Annotated in this window: 17 protein-coding genes and 1 other annotated feature; of the genes, 2 read left to right on the top strand and 15 right to left on the bottom strand. The window is 46.2% G+C overall.

Annotated elements, in window-relative coordinates; translation table 11 throughout:
• Positions 1–35 precede the first annotated feature (35 nt).
• The 11 genes from abfA to V756_RS0111505 all read right to left on the bottom strand — a co-directional run bounded on the left by abfA (position 36) and on the right by V756_RS0111505 (position 13,012).
• Complete coding sequence (gene abfA, locus V756_RS0111555; RefSeq protein ID WP_024714790.1) at positions 36–1,538, bottom strand: alpha-L-arabinofuranosidase AbfA; 1,503 nt, start codon at positions 1,536–1,538, stop codon at positions 36–38.
• 18 nt (positions 1,539–1,556) lie between these two features.
• Positions 1,557–2,402 (bottom strand): arabinooligosaccharides ABC transporter permease AraQ, encoded by an 846-nt coding sequence (araQ, locus tag V756_RS0111550; protein WP_024714789.1) that lies wholly within the window; start codon positions 2,400–2,402, stop codon positions 1,557–1,559.
• Positions 2,403–3,344 (bottom strand): arabinooligosaccharides ABC transporter permease AraP, encoded by a 942-nt coding sequence (gene araP / locus V756_RS0111545; RefSeq protein WP_024714788.1) that lies wholly within the window; start codon positions 3,342–3,344, stop codon positions 2,403–2,405. It abuts the gene before it with no gap.
• Positions 3,345–3,379: 35 nt separating this feature from the next.
• Entirely contained in the window at positions 3,380–4,681 is a 1,302-nt protein-coding gene (gene araN / locus V756_RS0111540) for an arabinooligosaccharides ABC transporter substrate-binding protein AraN (RefSeq protein ID WP_024714787.1), read from the bottom strand.
• A 30-nt stretch (positions 4,682–4,711) separates the two neighbouring features.
• Entirely contained in the window at positions 4,712–5,896 is a 1,185-nt protein-coding gene (egsA, locus tag V756_RS0111535; protein WP_024714786.1) for a sn-glycerol-1-phosphate dehydrogenase, read from the bottom strand.
• Positions 5,893–6,711: a sugar-phosphatase AraL gene (gene araL, locus V756_RS0111530; RefSeq protein ID WP_081719848.1), complete on the bottom strand. Its 819-nt coding sequence runs from the start codon at positions 6,709–6,711 to the stop codon at positions 5,893–5,895. The genes egsA and araL overlap by 4 nt, the downstream gene beginning before the upstream one ends.
• Entirely contained in the window at positions 6,689–7,378 is a 690-nt protein-coding gene (gene araD, locus V756_RS0111525; protein WP_024714784.1) for an L-ribulose-5-phosphate 4-epimerase, read from the bottom strand. The genes araL and araD overlap by 23 nt, the downstream gene beginning before the upstream one ends.
• Positions 7,379–7,394: 16 nt before the next feature.
• Positions 7,395–9,074, bottom strand: a complete 1,680-nt coding sequence (gene araB, locus V756_RS0111520; RefSeq protein ID WP_024714783.1) for a ribulokinase — start codon at positions 9,072–9,074, stop codon at positions 7,395–7,397.
• 15 nt (positions 9,075–9,089) lie between these two features.
• Positions 9,090–10,580, bottom strand: coding sequence for an L-arabinose isomerase (gene araA / locus V756_RS0111515; protein ID WP_024714782.1), 1,491 nt, complete (start codon positions 10,578–10,580; stop codon positions 9,090–9,092).
• A 179-nt stretch (positions 10,581–10,759) separates the two neighbouring features.
• Positions 10,760–11,731, bottom strand: a complete 972-nt coding sequence (gene abnA, locus V756_RS0111510; RefSeq protein WP_024714781.1) for an arabinan endo-1,5-alpha-L-arabinosidase AbnA — start codon at positions 11,729–11,731, stop codon at positions 10,760–10,762.
• A 195-nt stretch (positions 11,732–11,926) separates the two neighbouring features.
• The gene (locus V756_RS0111505; RefSeq protein ID WP_024714780.1) at positions 11,927–13,012 is read right to left on the bottom strand and encodes a M42 family metallopeptidase; all 1,086 of its coding nucleotides are present in this window, start codon (positions 13,010–13,012) and stop codon (positions 11,927–11,929) included.
• 183 nt (positions 13,013–13,195) lie between these two features.
• Between V756_RS0111505 and ysdB the strand changes: the two genes are divergently transcribed.
• Positions 13,196–13,588, top strand: coding sequence for a sigma W pathway protein YsdB (gene ysdB / locus V756_RS0111500; protein WP_024714779.1), 393 nt, complete (start codon positions 13,196–13,198; stop codon positions 13,586–13,588).
• Between the two features lie 16 nt (positions 13,589–13,604).
• Here ysdB and V756_RS0111495 read toward each other — a convergent pair whose 3' ends face one another.
• Genes V756_RS0111495 through infC form a run of 4 tightly spaced genes read right to left on the bottom strand, consistent with a single transcriptional unit; the run spans position 13,605 to position 15,055 of the window.
• Positions 13,605–13,874 (bottom strand): DUF1294 domain-containing protein, encoded by a 270-nt coding sequence (locus V756_RS0111495; RefSeq protein ID WP_024714778.1) that lies wholly within the window; start codon positions 13,872–13,874, stop codon positions 13,605–13,607.
• Between the two features lie 55 nt (positions 13,875–13,929).
• Complete coding sequence (gene rplT, locus V756_RS0111490) at positions 13,930–14,289, bottom strand: 50S ribosomal protein L20 (protein ID WP_024714777.1); 360 nt, start codon at positions 14,287–14,289, stop codon at positions 13,930–13,932.
• A gap of 31 nt (positions 14,290–14,320) precedes the next feature.
• Positions 14,321–14,521, bottom strand: coding sequence for a 50S ribosomal protein L35 (rpmI, locus tag V756_RS0111485; protein ID WP_003184267.1), 201 nt, complete (start codon positions 14,519–14,521; stop codon positions 14,321–14,323).
• Between the two features lie 12 nt (positions 14,522–14,533).
• Entirely contained in the window at positions 14,534–15,055 is a 522-nt protein-coding gene (gene infC, locus V756_RS0111480; protein WP_071543361.1) for a translation initiation factor IF-3, read from the bottom strand.
• A 57-nt stretch (positions 15,056–15,112) separates the two neighbouring features.
• Positions 15,113–15,243: a sequence feature (ribosomal protein L20 leader region), on the bottom strand.
• 447 nt (positions 15,244–15,690) lie between these two features.
• Here infC and V756_RS0111470 point away from each other — a divergent pair.
• A complete protein-coding gene (locus tag V756_RS0111470; RefSeq protein ID WP_024714775.1) occupies positions 15,691–16,353 on the top strand; it encodes a hypothetical protein in 663 nt (220 codons plus the stop codon).
• The last annotated feature ends 93 nt before the right edge of the window (positions 16,354–16,446 follow it).

Below are 16,446 nucleotides of genomic sequence, written 5' to 3'. Positions count from 1 at the left end.
CATGCCGAAGAAAGGAATCTCTGGCTTTGCTTCTTTTATGACTGTTTTTTCAGACGGACCACATTCCAGGAAAGCGGTGTGAAATGAGCGGTTAAGCCGTTTTCGCTGACAGACGATGTGCCGTTGGAATGCGGAACGACATTTTTTCTATTATGCTGGTTTGTCGCTTTGATATCCCGATGCTCGAGTACGATGTGCTCTATGATTTGGTAGGATTCAAAGCCTCTGAGCGATATCTCCGTCTCCATCTGATCCTCAGCTTTGTTTACCGCAAAAATAGTGAGTGCTTCTTCCTCTTCAGCATACACAACAGCGGCATCAACATATGGCACATCGGTAAAATCTAAACAGTCGTACTTCGGAGAAGAAATTAGCGGTTTCAGTGACTCGCCTCGTCCGTAAACAGACGCATGCATGTACGGATAGAAAATCGGCTGTCTCCATGCTTCTCCCCCTTTTTCCGTCATAATCGGCGCGATGACATTTACAAGCTGCGCAAGACACGCAATTTTTACACGGTCTGCGTGCTGCAGCATCGTTATGAGCAGAGAGCCGACTAACAAAGCATCTTCAAAATTATAAATATCCTCTAAAATCGGACGCGCAGTAATCCACGGCTCGACTTTCTTATCAGCCTCATTTGAGTGATACCAGACGTTCCATTCATCCAGAGAGAGATTGATGGTTTTCTTGCTGCGTGTTTTTGCTTTTACATAGTCACAGGTTGCAGCGACAGATGTAATGAAATGATCCAGATCCATGGAACGGGCCAAGTAGTTTGGCAGATTGTTATCCCGGTTTCCGTAATACGTGTGGAGAGAGATATAGTCGACATGCTCGTACGTATGCTCCAGCACCTTCGCTTCCCAATCAATAAAGGTCGGCATGCCGCTGTTTGAGCTGCCGCAGGCAACGAGTTCAATTGATGGGTCCACCCACTTCATGACCTTTGCCGTCTCGGCGGCAAGCCGTCCGTATTCGTCAGCTGTTTTGTGGCCGATCTGCCACGGGCCATCCATTTCGTTTCCTAAGCACCATGTCTTGATGCCGTACGGCTGTTCATAGCCATGCGATCTTCTCAAATCACTCCAGTAAGAGCCTTTCGGATGGTTGCAGTATTCAACGAGATTGCGGGCGGCATCTATGCCTCTCGTGCCGAGGTTGACGGCCATGTTGACCTCAGTGTTCACCTTTTTTGCCCAGGATAAAAATTCATTTGTTCCCACTTCATTGGTTTCTGTCGTTTGCCATGCCAAATCAAGCCTTCTCGGGCGTTTTTCGACAGGCCCGACACCGTCCTCCCAGTTGTAGCCGGATAAAAAATTTCCGCCCGGATAGCGGATGCTCGGCACCTGCAATTCTTTGATCAGCGCCTGGACATCCTTTCTAAACCCGTCCTCGTCCGCTTCAGGATGATCAGGCTCATATATGCCTTCGTATACCGCGCGCCCCATATGTTCGATAAACGAGCCATAAATCCGTTTGTCCACTTCACCGATTGTATATTCTTTGTCTACTACCATTCGCGCTTTTTTCATCACACGTTTCCTCCTTTATTAGCCTTTGACTCCCCCTACCGTCAGGCCGGAGATAAAGTATTTTTGGAAAAACAAGAAAATGATAATGACCGGCAAGATCGCAAATACCGAGCCGGATATGAGCATGTCATAGTTGTTTCCATAAGGGCTCAGCAAGCTGGAAAGCCCGATTGGAAGCGTGAACATTTCTTTCGAGCGAAGCACAATCAGCGGCCATAAGAAGTTGTTCCAGCTGTTTAAGGACTGGAGAATAATCATCGCGCCGAAAGCAGGTTTCATCAGCGGCGCCATAATTCTGAAAAAGATGCCGAATTCCGTACAGCCGTCCATCCTTGCAGCGTCCAGCAGATCTCTTGGCAGCCCAAGCGCGTATTGCCTGAAAAAGAATATTGCTACAGGCGAAACGATGAACGGCAATATAACCCCCATATATGAATCAATCAAGTGCAGCCCGACGGTAAGCTTAAACAACGGAAGCATCATCACTTCCAGCGGAACCATCATAATAATCAGCACAAGCACAAAGATGATATTTCTGCCCTTAAAATCATAAACCGCAAGCCCGTACCCGATCATCGAAGAAAAAAACAGCGTGAGCACAGTAGTGAAAAGCCCAAGCACAAGGCTGTTAAAGAACCATTTGAAATAAATGCTGCCGCCGTTAAACAGGAACGTATAATTATCAAGACTCATCACATTAGCATCAATGTCAAGATTCAGACCTGCACGCAAAAGTTCAGCTGACGGCTTTAATGATCCTAAAAGCAAACAAAAAATCGGAAAAATATACAACAGGCTCAGCATCATAAAAAACAGGGTCAGCGCGATTCTGTAAACGCTAATATGAGGACTGTGCCGCAGCATTTATCCTTCCCCCTTAAATGAGCCTGACAGCTTTAATGAAATCAGGCTGACAACAAGAATCACAATCAAAAGCACGATCCCTATGGCTGCTCCGTATCCCATTTCATTGTAAGCAAGACCCTGCTGATACAAATATCCGACAAGTGTCAGACCGATATTACCCGGGGAATTATTTTGCCAAAGGACGTAGCTTTCCTCAAACATCCTAAAACCGCCGATAATGCTGATGGTCAGCACATATACGGTTACAGGCTTGAGAAACGGCAGCGTGATGTGCATAAATTTTTTCATCGTATTGGCGCCGTCAATATCAGCGGCTTCGTACAGCTCTTTCGGCACGTTTTGCAAACCGGCCAAAAAGTAAAGGATGTTGATTCCCATCCATCTCCATGAAGCAAGCAGCACCATCAAAAACATGCCTGTATGTTCATTGTTCATCCAATTCTGAGGGGAAAAACCGAGTTTGAGTAAGATGGAATTGGCCAGAGACGTTTCCATTTCTCCGAAGATCAGCCGAAAAATAATCCCCGCAACTATGGTGGAAGTCAATGCCGGGATAAATAACGCTGATTTGAATATATTTCTGAATGTGACCAGCTTTGAATTCAAGAATATGGCCAGAAGCAATGGAACCGGAATCAGTACGATCAGCGTCCAAAAGGTGTACTCCAGCGTATTCCAAAGGGCGGTATAGAACGTCGGATTGTTTAGCGCAGTATAATTGGACACTCCGACAAACGTCACCTCTCCAGGCAATATTCGTTGAAAGCTCATGATGAAGACGGTAATGATAGGGTATAGAAAAAATACGAGAAAGGATAAAACGAATGGCGCTGTAAACAAATAGGGCGCCGCTTTTTTTGAATAAAATAGATCTCGCCAGCCTGATTGTTTCCCAGCTGAAGGAACGGGATGAACCGTTCCCGTTTTCACAGGTTTCATGAGAACCTCCCCGCTTTCACTTTTTGAATGGGATTCTATTTCTGTTTCAGTTCACCTGCCGCTCTGTCCAAGGCTTGTTTAGGCGTTTTTTGCTGAGATTTAAGTGCGTCGAACAATACGCTTCTGTTGACAAGGTCTGACGCCTTGGCAAAATCCTCATGTAAATAAATCGGATTAATTTCATCCTTGATATCGAGCAGCACTGAGAAAATGCCTGTTCCGTTTTGGAAGTAGTCCGTGTATTTGTTTTTCTCTTTCAATTCCTTAGAGCTCCAGACATCCCAGCGAAGCGGGTCAAATCCGAGCACGCTCCAGAGCTTTTTGTTTCCTTCTGTAGAGCCCTTCGCAAAGGCCAAAAACTCTTTTGCTAATTCGACATGCTTAGATTGCTTCGGCACAACAGTTGCCGTACCGCCCAAACCTGCCGAACGGTCGCCTCCCTTTTGCCATGCCGGAAGCGGCCTGATGGCAATCTTCCCTTTGAGATCAGGCATATAATCTATGAATCTTCCCATATACCAAATCGGCATCAGAACTGATGCGGCTCCGCCTTGGTTCATAAAGCCATAGTATTCTTCACTGTGATGCCCGCCGCCCGGTGCTGGAATCATCGTTTTGTCATTGATCATGTCTTTTAAATATTGGAGTGTTTTTATGTTGGTGTCGTTATTGAGGATTAGCTTGCCGTTTTTATCAAAATAACCTGAGTTTTGCTGTGAAATCATGGATAGGAACGTTCCCGAATCATTTGTCTCCGCCGTTCCCATCGGCTTACCGGTCACTTTGCGCACTTTCTGCCCGGCTTTACGGTAATCATCCCATGTTTTAATCTCATCGGGATTGACTTCGGCCTTTTTCATCACCTCCATGTTATAAAACATGACTGTCGTCCCTACATGTGTATCGAGTCCGTAAATCTTGCCGTTTTTGCTGTACAGGGTGAGCCGCGCTTCAACGAATTTATCGCGGTCCTTTTCAATCAGCGGAGTCAGGTCGGCAAGCGGTATGTCGGAGCCCTTCAAAAAGTTTGAAAAACGGGCCAATTCGACATCGGCCATATCAGGGACGCCCTCTCCCGCGATTAAAGAGATTGACAAGTTATCGTGCATTTGCCCATACGGATAAACAACCGTATTCAGCTTCATTTTGCGGTCAGGATATGTTTTGTTCCATTCTTTCACCATTTCCGCATAAAACTGCTCATGAAGGCCGTTAAATGTCCAAAAGGTCAGCTCGGTTTCCGCCGGTTTCCCTGATGAACTATCAGCTGAACACCCGGCAATGACTAATGTCAACAGCATCAGAAGCACAAGAAAGCAGGCAGTCATTCTTTTCATTTACGTTACCCCTTCCCTTCGAGGTGCGGGCTATTCATATAGACCATGATTGACCAGCGTTTTGTTTTCATTAATGATTCTTAATCCGGTGCACCGGTCTCTTAAGGTGTGCGCGTGTCTGAAGGCATTCTTGACGGAATTCTGTCCGACACCGATTTCGTCAAAAGACGCAGGGCCTCCGGCTGATCTCAGCCAATCAGCGAGCACTTCTCCTTCGGGGAGTGATTGATAAGCAGATTGAATGGCTTCTCGCCGATGCGGAGAAAATTCATTCAGTCCGTCATCCTGAGCAAGCTTTCTGTATGTGTCAGTTAATAAAACAGCGGCACAGCCGACCTTTGCTCCATGAAGAATCTGAGGCCGGTTTTTCTCCATTAATTCCATCTCAATCCAGTGTGAAATATGATGCTCTCCGCCTGATGCCGGGCGGGAATGATCTAAGGACAGCATGACAAGCCCTGATACGATTAAAGACTGCATTAAAACCTGTATGCCTGTTTCCGTTTTCATCGCAATGTCTTCCGTATGTGCGATACAGGCGTCAAGCGCCTCCTGAACGATCTTAGCCCCTGTTGGCGAATAAGGCTCGCCGGCAAGATGGCGGGAAATTTCCCAATCCGCTAAAGACGTGATTTTACCAAGCATGTCGCCAAATCCTGCCGCCACCATTGACTGGGGTGCCGCTTTTAATAAATTCAGATCAGCGAACAGCGCGGATGGAGCCTTCGTTTGAATGGTTGTTTTCGTCCCGTATAAAATCAGCGGCGCCCCGGCTGATGTAAATCCGTCTACAGATGGAGCGGTCGGATAAGAAATAAACGGCAAATCCCTTTGAAAGGCCGCAAAGCGGACGATATCATGAATCGTGCCTGAACCGACTGCAATCATGACATCCGCTGTTTGTTTCGTATGGACCAGCACATGAATGAGCGACCGTTCATCAGCCGTTACATCTCCGGCTTCATTTTCCGGAATGATCAGGCATTCGGCCTGAAACCCTTCTTGATTCAGGCGGTTTTCCAGATCAATGCCTGCAATGCGGTGTGTATTCGAGTCACAGACAAGGACAATATGTTTGTTATTTTTTCGTTTTACATAATCCAAAAGCGGATCGGCTGCTTGTTTATCGATAACAATGTCTTCAACTTTTATAGGAAACGTCTTTTCTCCTGCGAGTTCAAAAGCATGCTGCACGTCAGCTGCGATACGGTTCATAGCAGAATCCCCTCCTCAGCCAATTTGGTTACATCCTTAATAGACTCCAGCACATAATCCGGCATGTACAAACGCTTGTCATCCGGTTTCGCAGAACCCGTCAGCACTAAAGCGCTTTTCATGCCATAAAGCTTCCCCATCGCAATGTCTGATTCAATGCTGTCTCCGATAATCATGCATTCATGTGCGGACAGACCCATTGCCGTACAGGCAGCCTCCGCCATCAGCCATGACGGCTTTCCGACAACAAGCTCCGTCTTGGCTTGAGCGGAAGCCTCTATCGCCCCAATCATTCCGGCCACATCAATGGCATTGCCGTGTTCATTCGGAAAAGAACGGTCTTTATTGGTTGCAATGATACGAGCGCCGCCGGCGGCCGCTTGAAAGGCTTGATTTAAATCTTCGTACGTGAGCGTTTCATGCAGGGAGATCACGAGCCAATCCGCATCCTTCGGTTCGTTCGCATGCTGCACGCCAGCCAGTCTCAGCTCGTCAGCCAAGCCTTGTTCTCCAAGCACCCACACCTTTGAAAAACGATAATGGTTTTTCAGAAAAGCCGCTGTCACGCTTGACGACAGAACAATGTCATTAACGTCCGCTTCAATCCCCGCGCCGAGCAGTTTTTTTCGGCACATGGCACGGGAGATATTCCCCCGATTGCTCAAAAAGACGATTTTCTTCCCCATTCCCCGAAGTGTATGGATCGCTTCTCTTGCCCCTTCAATCAATTCATTTCCTCTGAATACAGTACCGTCCAAGTCAATCAGAATGCCGGCCGGTGACACAGCGGAATCATGACTGGCCATAATACGCATTTGCCCCGTGTTTTCGATAAAAATGCTTTTCATGCAGGACGGTATTGATGGGGTTTACATTCTTGTTCAGCATAATGGAGTGATAAGCCATTTCGGCAACCGTTTCTAATACAACTGCGTTATGAATGGCATTTAAGGCGTTCTTGCCCCAGCAGAATGGGCCGTGATTGTTCACGAGCACACCCGGGACCTGTTCGTAGTTAGACTGCTGAAAGGTTTCTGCAATGACTTTACCTGTATTCAGCTCGTAGTCATGAATGATTTCTTCATCGTACATTTCTCTAGTACACGGAATCGCACTGTCAAAATAATCAGCATGGGTCGTTCCTAAAGGCGGAATGTCTCTCCCCGATTGCGCCCAGCTTGTCGCCCATTGAGAATGAGTATGGACAATCCCCCCGATATTCGGAAAGGCTTTGTATAAATAAACATGGGTAGGTGTATCTGAAGAAGGCTTGAGCGATCCTTCGACGACCTCTCCATCAAGGTTCAAAACAACCAGGTCATCAGCTGTCAATTCGCTGTATTCAACTCCGCTTGGTTTAATAACGATTCTTTCTTTTTCACGGTCAATGCCGCTGACGTTTCCCCACGTAAAGGTTACCAGCTGATGCTCTTGCAGCTTCAGGTTGGCGGCCAGCACTTCTTTTTTTAATGTTTCAAGCATGCACCATCACCCTTTATCAATTCTTTTTGGCAGATGAAAATTGAAGATTTTTAATTGTTTTCAGACGCTTCATGACATGGTTTTCTTTTCCGAAGTAGTGAACAAGCTCTTTATACTCAGCGTACAGTTTTTCATACACTGCGGCGTTTTCGGCGTTTGGCGTATAAGATATATCTTTCAGTTTTCCCATTTTCGCCGCTGCCTCTTTGATGTCGTCATATCCGCCGTCTTCTTTACCTGCGGCAAGCGCGCCGAAAATCGCCGCTCCTAAGGCAGGGGCTTGCGGAGAGCCAGAGATCTTAATGTCCATGTTTGTCACATCCGCATAAATCTGCATGACAAACGGGTTTTTCTCAGCAATTCCGCCGGCTGCGTACAGCTCCTCAATCGGAACTCCGCTATCTTTGAACGTTTCGATAATCATCCGGGTTCCGTAAGCCGTCGCTTCAATTAACGCTCTATAAATCTCTTCAGGCTTCGTCAGCAGTGTCATGCCGAGCAGCATCCCTGTTAAATCCGCATCAACAAGGGTTGAACGGTTTCCATTCCACCAATCTAAAGCAAGCAGGCCGCTTTCACCCGGCACTTGAAGGTTTGCCTTCTCACTCAGCAGCTCATGAACGCCAATGTTTTTTTCCGCTGCTTCCTCTTGATAAGCTTGCGGGACACATGTTTTTACAAACCAGTCAAAATGATCGCCAACACAGGACTGTCCGGCTTCGTATCCCGCATAGCCCGGGAGAATTCCGTTGTTCACGACCCCGCACATACCGGGCACGATACGCACCTCTTCGCCCAGAAGAACATGGCACGTGGAGGTCCCCATAATCATCAGCATTTTCCCCGGCTCTGTAATGCCGACCGCCGGCACGGAGACATGAGCGTCCACATTGGCAACTGCAACAGCCGTGCCCGGAAGAAGGCCTGTCAGCCGTGCCATTTTTTCAGTCAGCCCACCGGCTTTTTCCCCTACTGAATGAATGGATCCCGATAACTTATCCTTTGTAATCGTTTTCATTAACGGATGTAATTTGTCAAAGAAATCAGCTGACGGATATCCCGATTTTTCACTCCAAATTGCTTTATACCCTGCGGTACAGTTGCTTCGCTTGAGTGAGCCGCACAGCTGGTACACGATCCAGTCTGAGGCCTCGATGATCCGATCAGCCGCTTCATAAATATGAGGCGCTTCTTCGGCAATCTGCATGACCTTCGGAATCATCCACTCAGAAGAAATTTTTCCTCCGTACCGCTGTAAAAAAGCTTCTCCTTCTTCTTCCGCGATTTGATTGAGCCTGTCAGCATGTTTTTGGGCCGCATGATGCTTCCAGAGCTTCACGTAGCTATGCGGTTCCTCTTCATATTCCGGCAGCATGCATAACGGCTGTCCTGTACTGTCAACAGGCAGGATCGTACATGCCGTAAAATCAATTCCGATCCCGATAACATCTTTCGGTTCAACCCCCGTCTGTTCGAGTAAAGACGGAATGGTTGTTTCCAAGACTTCGAGGTAATCAGCAGGATGCTGCAGCGCCCAGTCGCGCGGCAGCTTTTGACCCGTTTGGGGAAGGACGGTATCGATGACAGCGTGCCTGTATTCTTTTACAGCAGACGCAAGTTCCTCCCCCGTTCGGACATGAACGAGTACCGCTCTTCCTGATAACGTTCCGAAATCAACTCCTATTGTGTAAGCCAAATGACATCCCCCTCTCTACTTTTGAAGCCGGTAAAGCGCCTCGTTCCATTTTAATTCGTGTTTCAGCTTGTGAATTGTCGTATCACGGGAAATGAGAACACTTTCGATCCCCGCCATTTCCGCCCAATCGAGCATTTGCTCCGCTGTCAGTTCATAAGACAAGCAGGTATGGTGTGCGCCGCCGGCTAGAATCCATGCCTCCGCCGCTGTTTTCAATGACGGCTCCGGCTTCCAGAGAACACGGGCCACAGGCAGATTCGGCATGTCTTTATCAATTTCCTGTCCGTTGACCTCATTCAAAACAAGGCGAAAACGTCCCCCAATATCAACAAGGCTTGCCTGAATGGCTGAACCGCTGATGCCGTTAAATACAAAACGCGCAGGGTCCTCCTTGCCTCCGATTGAAAGCGGATGAACCTCGATTTTCGGCTGATCCAAAGCGACCGTCGGACACACTTCCAGCATGTGCGAGCCCAGAATCATTTCATTTCCCGGTTCAAAATGATACGTATAATCTTCCATGAAGGAAGTTCTTTTTCCTTCAGCCATGATTTTCATCATCCGTACAAGAGCCGCTGTCTTCCAATCTCCCTCACCGGCGAACCCGTAGCCCTTCTCCATCAGGCGCTGAACCGCAAGTCCCGGCAGCTGTTTCATTCCGTGCAGCACTTCAAACGATGTCGTAAAAGCTGTATAGCCTCCTTGTTCAAGAAAAGCGGTTAAGCCTAGTTCAATTTTCGCCTGTTCTTTAATGGACGCTGCTTTTGCTTCATCACGTTTTGTTTCCTCGCTGATCACATAAAGCCTGTCATACTCGGCATAAAGCGTGTCAACCTCGTCATCCGTAATGCGGTTCATTACGTCAACAAGGTCTCCGATGCCATATCCATCAACCTGCCAGCCAAATTGAATATGCGCCCCTACCTTGTCTCCGTCCGTTACCGCGACGTGGCGCATGTTATCTCCGAATCTGGCAACCTTAATATGTCTGCTTTCATTTAATGCAGCTGCCGTATCCATCCATCGAGAAATCTCTTTCTTCACTTCTTCATCATCCCAATAACCTGCAATGACTTTCCGGTTCAGCCCCATTCGCGAGTTGATATAACCGTACTCACGGTCGCCGTGTGCGGATTGGTTGCTGTTCATAAAATCCATGTCAATCGTACCCCACGGGATATCGCGATTATATTGAGTATGCAGATGCATAAGCGGTTTTTGATAAGAAGAAAGGCCTTCTATCCACATTTTTGCGGGAGAAAATGTGTGCATCCATGTGATGATCCCGGCGCATGTCTCACTGTACTCCGCATCTCTTAACAGCTGTCTGATGGTTTCCGATGAGGTAACGACGGGCTTATGCGTGATTTTATATCTGGAAGAAATCCCGCTGAGCCCCTCACAAATGCTTTTCGCATGCTGGTCCACCAGTTCCAGCGTCTCTTCCCCGTATAGGTGCTGGCTTCCTGTTACAAACCAGAATTCATAATCCTTTGTCTGAAGCATGTAAACTGCCCCTTCCCTATAAAATAAAACGCTTACAAACACAATATAAAGATACGTACTAATAGTGAGAAAATGACCTTTAAACATTAATTTGTACGAACAACTACATTATAGTAATTGACTATTATACTGTCAATCTTTTCTTTTTAAAAAAGCCGGGGCAGCGCCCGGCTTTTCGTTCAATAGGACGGCCAGCCCGAGCTCCAGTTCAAATCATTGATGAGAAGCTTCGGAATACCGTTGTCCTTGGCGTCATAGGCATGACGAACAAGAATATTTCCATTTACAATATCCTGGCCGCCAGGGCCCTTCCATTGATCATTGCCGGCATCCAAAATGGTGCCCCCGCCTTCCAGCATGCTTTTGCCGCTTTTATCAAGATAAGGGCCTGTAATGCTTTTAGATCTTCCGTAAGCAATTTTGTACGTGCTGTTTACCCCGTCACAGCATTTATCAAATGAAACCATTAAATAGTAGTAGCCATTCTGATACGTTAGGGTAGGAGCTTCCAGCGCCCCACCATTATTAGGTCTTGCTGCAATTGAATAGAGCGAGCCTGCTGGCTTCATCGTATTCTTATCAAGCTTGGTCAGCTTAATGCCGCTCCAAAATGAGCCGAATGCAAGCCACGGGCTGCCATCCTTATCAAATGTCAGCTCCGGATCAATGGCGTTGTAATGATTAGAGCTTGTCGAACGGATCACTAAGCCCTCGTCCTTCCAGCTTCCCGAACTGATACTCGGTGAAGATGCCAGTCCAATGGCAGATGTATTGCTGCCAAAGGAAGAAACGGAATAATACAGCCAGTACTTCCCGTTATAGGATTGGATGTCCGGGGCCCACTGGTTTTGACCGTAATTCGGCACATAATTCGACCACCACGATAGCGGTGTACTGAAAATGGATTTTTGTACGGTCCAGTTTTTAGCGTCCGACGATTTCAGAACCCGGAGACCTCGTTCTTCAGTAAGCCCTGTTCCAAACGCATACCACGAGCTCCCCTCTTTAATCATAGTCGGGTCGTGAAGCAGCTCATTAGATGCCCCCCAAAATGCGGCTTCTGCGGGAGCTGCGGAAGTGAATAGCAAACCTGCAGCCAGAGCGGCACTAGATAGATGAAAGAAGCGTTTCCATGTTTTTTTCTTTTTCAATATTGTCCACCTCCCTTAGAATAGAAAACGCTTACAAAAATAGTGGTTACTCCTCCCTTCCTTACAAATGAGCAACATATCATATATCAACATGTACAGGAAATTTTCGGTATCTTCTTTATTGTAGTCACTCCGTCATAATTTGTACAGATAAAAAATAAGAATCCGCCTCAACAGGCGGATTCCTCCGTATCTTTATTGGTACGTAATTTCATCAACCGTTTTCCGGTCTAATTTCTTAATGACTTCTGTAATTAATTTGACCGCGTTTTCATAATCGTCACGATGCAGCATAGCCGCGTGCGTATGAATGTAGCGGGTTGCAATGGTGATGGACAGCGCAGGAACTCCGTTTGCCGTCAAATGGATAGATCCCGAGTCCGTTCCGCCCCCGGCGATGGCATCAAATTGGTACGGAATGCCTGCTTCCTCTGCGGTAGCGACAACTGCGTCGCGCAAACCTTTGTGAGAAACCATGGATGCATCGTAGATGATAATCTGCGGGCCTTTGCCCATTTTGCTTTGCGCTTCCTTCTCCGAAATGCCAGGTGTGTCTCCTGCTATTCCTACATCAACACCGAACGCGATATCAGGCTGAATGGTGTGTGCAGCCGTTTTCGCTCCCCTCAGACCGACTTCCTCCTGCACGGTTCCGACACCATACACAATATTTGGATGATCTGTGTTTTGTAAATTTCTTAACACATCGATCGCAATCGCACAGCCGATGCGGTTGTCCCATGCCTTCGCCAATAAGAATTTTTCATTGTTCATGACCGTAAATTCAAAATGCGGAACAATCATATCTCCCGGAAGCACACCCCATCCCAAGGCTTCTTCCCGGCTTGACGCTCCGATATCAATAAACATATCTTTGATTTCCACTGATTTTTTTCTCGCTTCAGGAGATAAAATATGCGGCGGCTTAGAGCCGATAACTCCTGTGATCTCGCCTTTTTTTGTCACGATGGTGACACGCTGGGCCAACATCACCTGAGCCCACCAGCCGCCAACAGTTTGAAAACGGATAAAGCCTTTATCGGTGATTTGTGTCACCATAAAGCCGACTTCGTCCAAATGTCCGGCGATCATAATTTTCGGGCCGTTTTCCGCACCTGTTTTTTTGGCGATTAAACTGCCCAGCCGATCTGTTGTGACCTCATCAGCAAATGGCTCTATGTATGATTTCATCACTTGCCTTACTTCTCTCTCATTTCCCGGAATGCCTTTTGCATCTGTTAAATCTTTCAGCATGGTCAGTGTTTCATCTAATTTTGCCATGTTCCAAAAACCTCCTTCATCAGTCCTGCATTCTTATTATACAAAACCTGGCGCTAACCATACGACTAAATCACTTGAAAATCGGGTATATGTTTTTAGAACTTTCTTTTAGAAAAAGTGAAACCTTTTTCAATGCTCTTCGTATTACATCAGATCATCACAATAAGGGGGTGCCTTCACACAATGTTTGTCATGGTTTTAAGGATTTTATTGCTTGCACTTTTTGCTTATTGTATTTATGCCGTGGTCAAATATGTCGCGAATCCAAAGAGAAGGCTTAAGCTGGCCCAATCAAAAGAACATTTTTATATTGTCGATGAACAGAACAATGCTCGGAAGAACTTTCAGCTGACGTATAAAGGCGTGCTTTTTGAAGGAGAAAAGCATATTCCTTCCAAGGATCATCCGCTATTTATCCACACGATCTTTGTCTGGACAGAATCTCCTGAGAAGCTAAGGCATTTCTCTGCAAATGATTTTGAGAACATTGAAGAAAAAGTGCTGGAACGATATCCAAATTGTAAGATTGACTGGGACCAGCCCATTAAACTCGCAAAAAAAGCAGAAGAGCGTTAAAACGCTTTTCTGCTTTTTATAAATCAAACGGACTGTAGTAAATGCCGACCAAGATCGCTTCAATTACAAGAAGAAGCGGTACTCCGTACTTAAAAGAAGCGTGTTTCGTTTTATGCCTGAAGGTTTGCATGCCAAGCCAGACACCAAGCGCTCCAAACACGATGGCTATCAGCCACAGCCGGTCTTCAGAAATTCTCCATTTGTGCTGCTGCGCTTTGCGTTTGTCAACACCCATCACCCAAAAACCGCACAGATTCATCAGCACCAAATAGACTGCAATCACCATGTTGCCTCATCCTTTATAGAAAAAAGCCGCTCTCCAGAAGAGCGGCTCTATCTAATTACTTGTTTAATTGAGTTTTAGCAGCATCAGCAAGCTGATTGAATGCAGTAAGATCATTTACAGCAAGATCAGCAAGCATTTTACGGTTTACTTCGATACCAGAAAGCTTAAGACCGTGCATTAAACGGCTGTAAGAAAGACCGTTCATGCGAGCAGCTGCGTTGATACGAGTGATCCAAAGCTTACGGAAATCACGTTTTTTCTGACGACGGTCACGGAAAGCATAGTTTCCAGATTTCATGACCTGCTGGTTTGCTACTTTGTATAATCTATGTTTTGAACCGAAATAACCTTTTGCTAATTTAAGAACCTTTTTACGACGCTGACGCGACACAGTTCCGCCTTTTACTCTTGGCATAAAATTTCCCTCCTAATTGTTCCTTGTCCGATTACTTGATGTTAGCAAGCTGCTGTTTGATGCGTTTGAAGTCTCCTGCGCTTACAACGGCACTCTTGCGAAGCTTACGCTTTTGCTTTTGAGATTTGTTGGCGAATAAGTGACTTGTATATGCGTGAGAACGTTTTAACTTCCCAGAACCTGTCTTTTTAAAACGTTTAGCAGATCCGCGGTGAGTTTTCATTTTTGGCATGGGATTTCCTCCTTATTGCTTTTCGTTTTTCGGCGCGAGCATTAAGAACATGCTGCGGCCGTCCATTTTTGGTTTTGTTTCGACAGTCGCAACTTCCGCACATGCTTCAGAAAAACGGTCCAATACGCGCTGGCCGATTTCTTTATGAGTGATTGCGCGTCCTTTAAAGCGGATAGAAGCTTTCACTTTATCGCCTTTTTCAAGGAATTTAATCGCATTTCGCAATTTCGTGTTAAAGTCATGCTCATCGATTGTCGGACTTAATCTAACTTCTTTTAAGTTAATGATTTTTTGATTTTTGCGTGCTTCTTTGTCCTTTTTCTGCTGCTCGAATCTGAACTTACCGTAGTCCATAATGCGGCATACAGGCGGTTTTGCATTCGCTGCAACTAATACAAGGTCAAGATTTGCGCGGCCGGCGATTTCAAGTGCCTCCTGACGGGACTTGATGCCGAGCTGATCGCCATTTTGTCCGATCAGACGAACTTCACGTGCACGGATACCCTCATTAACCAATTGATCTTTGCTAATAATGAGCCACCTCCATAGTTTCTTCGAATTGATTCACAACTCATTTTGACTGCATTTGCAGGCAAACAAAAAGTGCGGGCATTATAAAACACCCACACTACGAACATCTGTATCAATAAAAATGTACGGTCAACCTGCCAACTACATGCATGTGTCAATCAGGTGAGAAGCGGGTGCTTCTGCTTGTGATTTATATTCAATTCAATAACTATTCTACACAATGCCGGATCTTTAGTCAAGAACGACTTATCCGGAACAACTTTTTCATTGTAACATGGGTTTTCTGTAAGTGCAAGAGCGAAAAAGAAAATCTTTCATCTGCACCCAGAATGTAAAGTTTCTGCCCCGCTCAGCCACGCATCAAGTGTTCTGTCGAATAAGCTCGGTTCAGCCTGCGGTGCTTCATGACCGATCCCCGGAAATGCTGAAAATAGCTGATTTGCTGTTCCCACATCCAGCCGCTGACACCCCATTATGAAGCCGAGAATAGTAAACACCTGATTCTATTATATATAGAATCAATAGTCGCCTCCCATCCTTTTCCTTATTTCACAGCTTCTCATAAAACCACCGACAGGAAAAAATGTAAAGTAAAGTTAATTGATAACCGATATAAGGAGCAGAAGGGAGTCTGACACATGAACAAACTGATACAGCTTGCTTTATTTTTCATATTGATATTAACCGGTTGCTCGAATAGCAGCACATCTTCTGAACCAAAAGCTGAAACGGTTAAGACAGCCGCAGCATTTGATCAAAAGGAACCAGAGAAAGAGCTGAAAAAACTAAAACCCGTTTCACCGGACAGGAATTTCGAGAGTCCACTCGCTGCCAAGTTAGGAAAGCTGAAGGCAAAAGAAGAAGCCGAGAAGCAAAGACAGATCGCCGCCGAGAAAAAACGGGAAAAAGAGCGGGAAGCGAAACGAAAGAAACAGCAGGAGGAAGCGGCGGAGAGGCAGAGATTGGCAGAGCAGCAGGCTGCAGAGAGACAGCAATTAGCGGAAGCGGAAAGACAAGCTGAGCTTGAAAGACAGCGGCAGGCAGCAATCCAAAAAGAGCAGAAAGCGAACGCTGAAAAAAAGCGGCAATCGCAGGCAGAACGGCAGCAGACCAAGACACCCTCATCTAAAAGTCAGGATCCACCTTCTTCCTCGAGCCAGTCCGATAAAACCATTCAACAGCCAGCTTCAGAGCTTCCTGATAACGATGGTTATGGCTATGAAGAACGAAAAAAGTGGCATGACGATCAAGTGGAATGGGGCATTAAGCAAGGGTATATCGATCCCGAAGACGCACCATAAAAGAAAAAAAGCCAAGGCTGAATGCCTTGGCTCAGGCTGTCGAGAAAATCTCGACAGCCTTTATTTTTCCCTTAAAATATCAATTCCCCTGTA

Source organism: Bacillus tequilensis KCTC 13622 (assembly GCF_000507145.1).
GTDB lineage: Bacteria > Bacillota > Bacilli > Bacillales > Bacillaceae > Bacillus > Bacillus tequilensis.
Note: the sequence above shows the minus strand (reverse complement) of the source record. Positions and strands in the feature narration are given on the sequence as shown.

Coding starts and splice junctions, on each gene's coding strand:
- rpmI (WP_003184267.1), bottom strand. CDS start 14,521: ATGCCAAAAATGAAAACTCACCGCGGATCTGCTAAACGTTTTAAAAAG.
- araN (WP_024714787.1), bottom strand. CDS start 4,681: ATGAAAAGAATGACTGCCTGCTTTCTTGTGCTTCTGATGCTGTTGACA.
- V756_RS0111470 (WP_024714775.1), top strand. CDS start 15,691: ATGAACAAACTGATACAGCTTGCTTTATTTTTCATATTGATATTAACC.
- egsA (WP_024714786.1), bottom strand. CDS start 5,896: ATGAACCGTATCGCAGCTGACGTGCAGCATGCTTTTGAACTCGCAGGA.
- ysdB (WP_024714779.1), top strand. CDS start 13,196: ATGTTTGTCATGGTTTTAAGGATTTTATTGCTTGCACTTTTTGCTTAT.
- araD (WP_024714784.1), bottom strand. CDS start 7,378: ATGCTTGAAACATTAAAAAAAGAAGTGCTGGCCGCCAACCTGAAGCTG.
- araA (WP_024714782.1), bottom strand. CDS start 10,580: ATGCTTCAGACAAAGGATTATGAATTCTGGTTTGTAACAGGAAGCCAG.
- V756_RS0111505 (WP_024714780.1), bottom strand. CDS start 13,012: ATGGCAAAATTAGATGAAACACTGACCATGCTGAAAGATTTAACAGAT.
- araL (WP_081719848.1), bottom strand. CDS start 6,711: ATGCGTATTATGGCCAGTCATGATTCCGCTGTGTCACCGGCCGGCATT.
- araP (WP_024714788.1), bottom strand. CDS start 3,344: ATGAAACCTGTGAAAACGGGAACGGTTCATCCCGTTCCTTCAGCTGGG.
- rplT (WP_024714777.1), bottom strand. CDS start 14,289: ATGCCAAGAGTAAAAGGCGGAACTGTGTCGCGTCAGCGTCGTAAAAAG.
- abfA (WP_024714790.1), bottom strand. CDS start 1,538: ATGAAAAAAGCGCGAATGGTAGTAGACAAAGAATATACAATCGGTGAA.
- V756_RS0111495 (WP_024714778.1), bottom strand. CDS start 13,874: ATGGTGATTGCAGTCTATTTGGTGCTGATGAATCTGTGCGGTTTTTGG.
- araQ (WP_024714789.1), bottom strand. CDS start 2,402: ATGCTGCGGCACAGTCCTCATATTAGCGTTTACAGAATCGCGCTGACC.